Annotated in this window: 5 protein-coding genes and 1 tRNA gene; 1 reads left to right on the forward strand and 5 read right to left on the reverse strand. The window is 41.9% G+C overall.

The window, feature by feature from the left end; translation table 11 throughout:
- The 3 genes from rsxC to QVP40_RS01305 form a co-directional block, all read right to left on the reverse strand.
- Entirely contained in the window at window positions 1-1965 is a 1965-nt protein-coding gene (rsxC, locus tag QVP40_RS01295; RefSeq protein ID WP_022066710.1) for an electron transport complex subunit RsxC, read from the reverse strand.
- A gap of 247 nt (window positions 1966-2212) precedes the next feature.
- Entirely contained in the window at window positions 2213-2860 is a 648-nt protein-coding gene (locus QVP40_RS01300) for a trimeric intracellular cation channel family protein (RefSeq protein WP_022066711.1), read from the reverse strand.
- Between the two features lie 41 nt (window positions 2861-2901).
- Window positions 2902-4245: an MATE family efflux transporter gene (locus QVP40_RS01305; protein ID WP_288200119.1), complete on the reverse strand. Its 1344-nt coding sequence runs from the start codon at window positions 4243-4245 to the stop codon at window positions 2902-2904.
- Between the two features lie 498 nt (window positions 4246-4743).
- On the opposite strand from QVP40_RS01305, the gene QVP40_RS01310 reads away from it, so the two are divergent.
- Window positions 4744-5193, forward strand: a complete 450-nt coding sequence (locus QVP40_RS01310; RefSeq protein ID WP_022066713.1) for a GNAT family N-acetyltransferase — start codon at window positions 4744-4746, stop codon at window positions 5191-5193.
- A gap of 111 nt (window positions 5194-5304) precedes the next feature.
- On the opposite strand, the gene QVP40_RS01315 is transcribed toward QVP40_RS01310, so the two are convergent.
- Window positions 5305-5375 (reverse strand) — tRNA-Trp (locus tag QVP40_RS01315).
- A gap of 183 nt (window positions 5376-5558) precedes the next feature.
- Window positions 5559-6968, reverse strand: coding sequence for an MATE family efflux transporter (locus QVP40_RS01320; RefSeq protein WP_022066714.1), 1410 nt, complete (start codon window positions 6966-6968; stop codon window positions 5559-5561).
- Between the last annotated feature and the right edge of the window lie 302 nt (window positions 6969-7270).

A 7270-nucleotide genomic window follows, 5' to 3' on the forward strand; every position in this document is an offset into this window, starting at 1 on the left:
TCACTTCATCTCCCTTATCGCATTTTTTCCGGCTTTGATCTTGCTTACTAACGGAATCTTGGAGGAACAGATAAATTCACAGGAACGGCACTCCACGCAATCCATTACGTTCATGTCTTTCATACCCTGCCAGTTCTGCTCATCCGCAAATTTTGCAAAATACAGCGGTGAAAGTTCCATTGGACAGACGTCTACGCAGCGTCCGCATTTAATACACTCCATTGGCTGAGTCTGGTCAGTATCAATGGCAATGATTCCATTGGAGCCCTTCATCATAGGAACATTGAGATCGGTAAGCTCAAATCCCATCATTGGTCCGCCCATTTTGATCATAACATCGTCATCTGTCGTTCCGCCGCAGTAATCGATCATTTCCTTCACACTGGTACCGATCTTGACAATATAGTTTCCAGGATTTTTGATCTTCTCTCCGGTTACGGTAGCCACACGCTCGATCAGCGGCATTCCTGTACGGATCGCGTCAGAAATCGCTTTAACGGTACTGATATTGCTGACAACCACTCCTACATCTGCCGGCAGCCCGCCTCTTGGCACGGTTCTTCCCATTACACGCTTGATCAGAGTTTTTTCTGCTCCCTGCGGATATTTTGTCTTAGCAGTCACCACTTCAATATTGTCGCAGTCAGCAAGCTTCTCTTCCATCAGCGCAATGGCATCCGGCTTGTTGTCCTCGATCACAATGATACCCTTCTGAGCGTCAACAGTCTTAAGCACTGCCTTCAGACCATAGATAATGTCATCTGCAAATTCCAGAAGCACTCTGTGGTCTGCAGTCAGAAGAGGCTCACATTCGCATCCGTTCAGAAGAACTGCTTCGATCGGTTTGTTTGGTTTTAATTTAACAGCAGTCGGGAAACCGGCGCCTCCCATGCCTACGATTCCTGCTTCACGGACAATTTCAATGATCTCATCCGGTGTCAGATCCTCGTATCCTTTATGTGGTTTTACAGATTCATGCAGAGTATTTTTTCCATCAGATTCAATGACAACAGCCATAACCTCACCGCCTCTGGTGGCATGGAGGCGCGGTTCTACTGCAACTACAGTTCCGCTGACACTGGAATGTACAGGCGCACTGATAAAGGCTGATGCTTCACCGATCTTCTGACCTACCTTAACGGTATCGCCCACCTGCACAATCGGATTTGCAGGAGCGCCAAGATGCTGTGACATGGAAATAACAACTGTCTTCGGCTCCGGAAATCTCTTAAGAGAAAGATGCTCACTGAATTCTTTACGCTCTGATGGATGAACACCGCCATAGTAGCCTGCGAATCGTTCTTCGCGGACAGCTTTTACATAATCATTGATCACCTTGAAATTGGTTTTGGAATAATCACGAAGCTGCACCGGCTGGTTTAAAAATTCCTCAAGACGACCCTGTTTTTCAAGTCTTCTGTAAATTTTTTCCCATGCGCAGTCTTTGTTTCCGTCTACCTCACATTTACCGTCCTTTGCACCGCCGCACTGTCCGTTGACAAGACTCTTGGAACAGTCAACGATAGGACAGATTCCTCCTGTAAGATTCAGATAGCACTGTGCGCAGGCATCACAGCTCTTTTTGGTCAGAGCCATTCCGTGATGTCCGGTATAGTTCAGAGAGTTGCTGGCAGCATATACAGGCTTGCCTGCAAGGTCTGCAACTGTCTGAATACCCAGTCCGCAGGAGATCACAATAACATTTTCTGTTCCCTCCGGAATGATATCCTGTAATTTTTTCTCAGTCTGAGTTTTGTTGCACAGGAAATCAACCTTTACACTGCCCGTAACTGTTTTTCCCTGTTCAGCAGCAAATTTCTCAAACTCACCACATTCCGGTTCTTCAATGGTTTCAAATTCCTTGAAACACTTGTTGCAGGCAACAACGAACAAATGATCCTTATCGGCCAATAATTCTGCCAGTTCATCGTTACTTTTTAACTTATACTTGGTGTAGTTTTCCAATTGCTCACCTTCCTTGTCAAATTGATATACAAGCTTTCTGCTTCTCTGTTTCGCTATTTTTTCCCTCTGCATTTAGAAAAATAACAGGCAGATCACTCAGCTTTGCAGTTAGTACACTTTAGTATAACACACATTAGCCATATTTTCCATTTTAATTATATATTTTTCATCACAAATATGCATTGTATACAAAAAAACTCCGGTCTTTTTCGCCTGATTCTGCTTATGCTCCCGTTTTCCGACAGGCCTAGTCCTCTCTTTTCAGCCTTGGAAGATTCCATCTGTAATGAGCCGCTAGATAACGGATCAGAAATACCACCGCAGAAGCCCCTACCATGGCTGCCACCGTCCCGAAGCTTCTGTACATATACACACATACTACTGCTCCCACAATCGAAGCGCAGGCATAAATATGCTTGACAAAGATATAAGGTGGAACTCCTGCCATCATATCTCTCAGAAGTCCTCCTCCTACACCCGTAATAGTTCCCACAAATACCAGGAGAAACGTATTGTCCATATACCCGTGACGGATTCCTGTATTTACACCTACCACAGTAAAGATCCCAAGTCCTATGGTGTCCATGATCAGCATAAAACGGTCATAGATTTCCCTGAAATGGCCTTCCAGAAGCTCTTTTTTCAGATAAAGCACCCAGAACACCACACAGGAGGTTGCAGTTGCCACAATCGTATAAACCGGCTTCTGAAACATTCCCGGAGGAATGATTCCCAGAACAATATCGCGGATCATACCTCCGCCTACGGAGGTGACTACTCCAAGAACACAGACACCAAAAATATCCATTCTTCTGCCCACTCCTACCATGGCGCCGGAAGCTGCAAACGCTATGGTTCCAATAATTTCCATAATAAAAGTAATGATTTCCTGCATAATTTCATTTTTCTCCCCATTCCATTGATCTTGTTTTTGTATCAGTCATGCTGTGCCCCAAGCCGGTTCCGTATCCTTTTATAATAAAGAAATCCTGCCAGATCTGCCAGGATCCAGCCAACAGGGATTGCCCACCAGATAGCAGACACCCCGAACTGCGGCATTGGCGCAAATAAATAGGCCAGAGCTACTCTTGTTCCAAGAGAAAGGACTGTCAGAATCAGAGACATCACCGGACGTTCAATTCCTCTGTACAGTCCGTACAATAAAAACAGGCACCCGATTCCCCAGTAAAAAGCGCCTTCTATATGAAGATAATGAACGCCTGCACAGACGATCTCCGGTTCTGCTCCTGACAGAAAAATTCTGATGAGAGGCGCTGCAAAGATCCACACCAGAACCGAAACAGCCACACAAAAGCCTGCAGATACTTTCACAGCAAGCCCGGAAGCCTTCCGAATCCTGTCGTATCTTTTTGCTCCGTAGTTCTGAGAAATAAAAAGAGAAAACGCATTTCCAAATTCCTGGGCAGGCATGTATGCCAGAGTATCAATCTTTACTGCCACAGCAAAGGCAGCCATGATCACTGTGCCAAAGCTGTTTACCAGCCCCTGGATCATCAATATGCCGAAATTCATCACAGACTGCTGGGCACAGGTCAGCATAGAATACTGAACTACTCTGTTCAGTGTTTCCCGTTCCATGTGCATATGCTCTTTTTTCAGCCTCAGAAAAGGAACTTTCCAGATTGTATAGCCAGCTATCCCGATTCCGGATACTGCCTGAGCAATAACCGTTGCCTCAGCTGCGCCTCCCACTCCCCTGTTCATTCCTGCCACAAACCAGATATCAAGAATAATGTTTAAGACAGATGAAACTGCCAGAAACCACAGAGACACCACAGAATTTCCGATTGCCCGAAGCAGACAGGAAAAATAATTATACAGAAAAGTAAACATAATTCCTGCAAAAATAATTCTGATATATGTATACATAAGAGGATAAACCTCTTTTGGAATCCGCAAAAGGTGAAGAACCGGTTCTGTCCATATAAATACTGCCACATTCATAAGAACTGTCACAGCACCTACAAACAGAAAAGATACCCACATACTTTTTTTCAGTTCCTGCTCATTTCCTGCCCCATAGGCAATGGAAAATACAGCGCCGCTTCCCATACAGAGACCGATGGTCACTGAAGTCAGAAAAGTCATCAGCGTATAGGCCGATCCTACTGCCGCCAGGGCTTCTGCTCCCAGAAATCTTCCAACCACCATAGTATCTGCAATATTATAGACCTGCTGGAGCAGATTTCCCAGAATCATGGGAACCGCAAAAATCAGCATGGCCTTTAAAATACTGCCTTCTGTCAGATTTTTTTCCATTTTTACTGCTGTTTTCATTACCGTGTTTATAACCTTTCACCACTGATATGGATAAAATTATAAGATATTCTGTACAAAAAAGTCAACACAGGTCAGCCCGGAAACTATATTTTTTCTAAATACAGGAAAAAGATAATACAGGAAAAATATCGAAAAAACATCAAAAAAATTGAATTTGTATGGTATTCTGTTACTTCCTATATTATACTTAGATTGATTTTATTTAAGGAGTGTTTTATTTTATGCGTCTTGCAAAAAAAGCAGCAGCTTCCCTTTCTGTTTACTGTTAGCTGCTGTGCATGAAATAAATCAAACAGCTCCAAGGAGCCTGCTATCACAATCCGGTTCTGTCCCATTATATTTTGCGTACTCACAGTTTATATGGGAAAATACAGGAACAAAAAACAGACTGCAATTACAGGTGAAGCTTAAAGACAGGGAAGTCCACAGGAATATTTGACGCTTACGATAAAATTTAAAATAAAGGGGAAAACAAAAATGATATTGGAAACAAAACGATTATATCTGCGCGAAATGAATCCGTCAGATTTTAATTCTTTATGCAGGATTTTGCAGGATGAAAAAGCAATGTACGCATATGAAGGAGCATTCAGTGATCAAGAAGTTCAGGAATGGCTTGACAGACAAATTTACCGCTATCAAAAATGGAACTTTGGTTTATGGGCCGCTGTTTTGAAAGAAACAGATAAAATGATAGGACAATGCGGACTTACAATGCAGCAGTGGAAAGATCAGGAAGTTCTTGAAATCGGCTATCTGTTCGAAAGACCACACTGGCATCAGGGATATGCCACTGAAGCGGCAAAAGCATGTAAACAATACGCATTTGAAAAATTAAATGCCAGTGAAGTATGCTCCATTATCAGAGATAGCAACACAGCCTCTCAAAATGTGGCAATGAGAAACGGCATGGTCATGAAAGATTAATGGATCAAGCACTATAAAGGAGTTGATATGCCTCATTACCGATATGTAGTTTATCGCTGATAAAACGAAAAACCAGAATTACCATTTCCAGGTAATTCTGGTTTTTATTAGCAGGGGATGAGAGAATCGAACTCCCACCAAAGGTTTTGGAGACCCCTATCATACCATTTGACCAATCCCCTTTGCGATTACTTTATGAAGTATACATTCAAAAGAAACAATTGTCAATAGATGAATACAATTTTTTGCAAAATCTTTCAATAATTGACCGGGGGAAATTGACCAGGATTAACCAAGATTGACCAATAATTCAGAAAACCCATATAAGACAAATTCTCATCTTATACAGGTTTTCATCATTCTGATTACTCTGCTACAAAATTTTGCAGCCATACTCCTTTTTTTACAAGAATAAATCCTATCAGTGATTTAATAATATCTGCAGACTGAACCAGAGCAAAAATAGCTACCACTGACAGATTTGTATATCTGCTTAAAACAAACGCAAGGCTTACACTGACGCACCACATAAATACGCTGTCAAATAAAAATGTAACAACTGTTTTTCCTCCTGACCGCAAAGTAAAATACGCAGCGTGAAGAAATGCGCTGTTTGGCATAAAGATCGCTGAGATTATGATAAACCTGCAGGCCAGCTCCTTTGCCTGTGGGTTAGTATTATAAAGCTCAGGGAAAACAGGCGCCATTATAAGAAGTATCAGAGCCACTCCCATACAGCAGAATATAGAAAAAGCAATCATTTTATTGTCTGTGTCTCTTGCCTTTTTCATGTCTCCGGCTCCCAGAAGCTGTCCTACCACAATGGCAACAGAATCGCCCAATGCAATAAATACGATGTTAAAGACATTGCTTATGGTGTTGGAAATATTCTGGGCTGCCACAACGTTTAGTCCACGAATGGAATAGCACTGAGCAAGCACAGCCACTCCGCATGCCCATAAAGCTTCATTTAAAAGCAGCGGCGTACCTTTTACAAAAATCTTCCAGACCAGATTTCGCGGCACCATCAGCGTACGGTACAGACCTTTGATAAAAGGAAGCTTTTCTGTGTTTCTGGATGTCCAGATCAGAATAATAAGAACCTCCACATAGCGGGAAAGCACGGTTGCAATTGCCGCACCCTGAACTCCCAATTCAGGAAATCCGAATTTTCCATAAATCAAAAGATAGTTAAAAACAAGATTTACACAAACGGCCGTAACTCCTGCCTTCATAGGCAGAACTGTTTCTCCGCATTCTCTCAGAGTACTGGAATATACCTGCCCTAACATAAAGGGCGGCAGACCAAGCAGCATAATATAAAGATATTGCTTTCCATACATCAGTGTAGATGTTATCTCCTCTGCGCTTCCTTCCCCATGAAGATAAATACGAATCAGAGCATCCCCTGATACCAGAAATACAAGAGCAGTTACCACGGTCAGAATAACTGCCAGCCAGAATTTATAACGAAAAGTCTGGCGTACACCTTCGTGATCCTTTTGTCCAAAATACTGTGCAGTAAATATCCCTGCGCCTGCCAGTCCGCCAAACATACATAAATTGTATACAAAAATCAGCTGATTTACTATAGCAGCTCCTGACATCTGCTCAGTTCCGATCCGGCCAATCATAATATTGTCAAGAAGACTTACAAAATTTGTAATACCATTTTGGATCATAATAGGAATAGCAATGGCAAGTACCATCTTATAAAACGCTTTATCTCCTATAAATTTTCTCCAGAATCCTGTTTTTTTCTGTGTCATTTCCATGAATTTCCTCCTCTCCTGTTTCTATCAATGGACTTTCTTCCGCATAAACGCACTGAAACTAAGAATACTATAGAAAGAGAATATATTCAAGTTTTTTGTAATGACCAAAAGAAAAATATCCGCAAACACATATCTGATAATAGGACTTCTTCTAGGTTCAGATAACTTTTCGTATTAATCCAGCTTACAGGCAGCTTAAATAAGTTAAATATATTTTTAAATAGAAAAAACCAGTACTTCTGTTCAGTACTGGTTAAGTTGCACATTCAAAACTACATACATGTTGACATTGAGATCATTTT

The organism is Blautia sp. CAG:257 (assembly GCF_000433815.1).
Taxonomy (GTDB): domain Bacteria; phylum Bacillota; class Clostridia; order Lachnospirales; family Lachnospiraceae; genus Blautia_A; species Blautia_A caecimuris.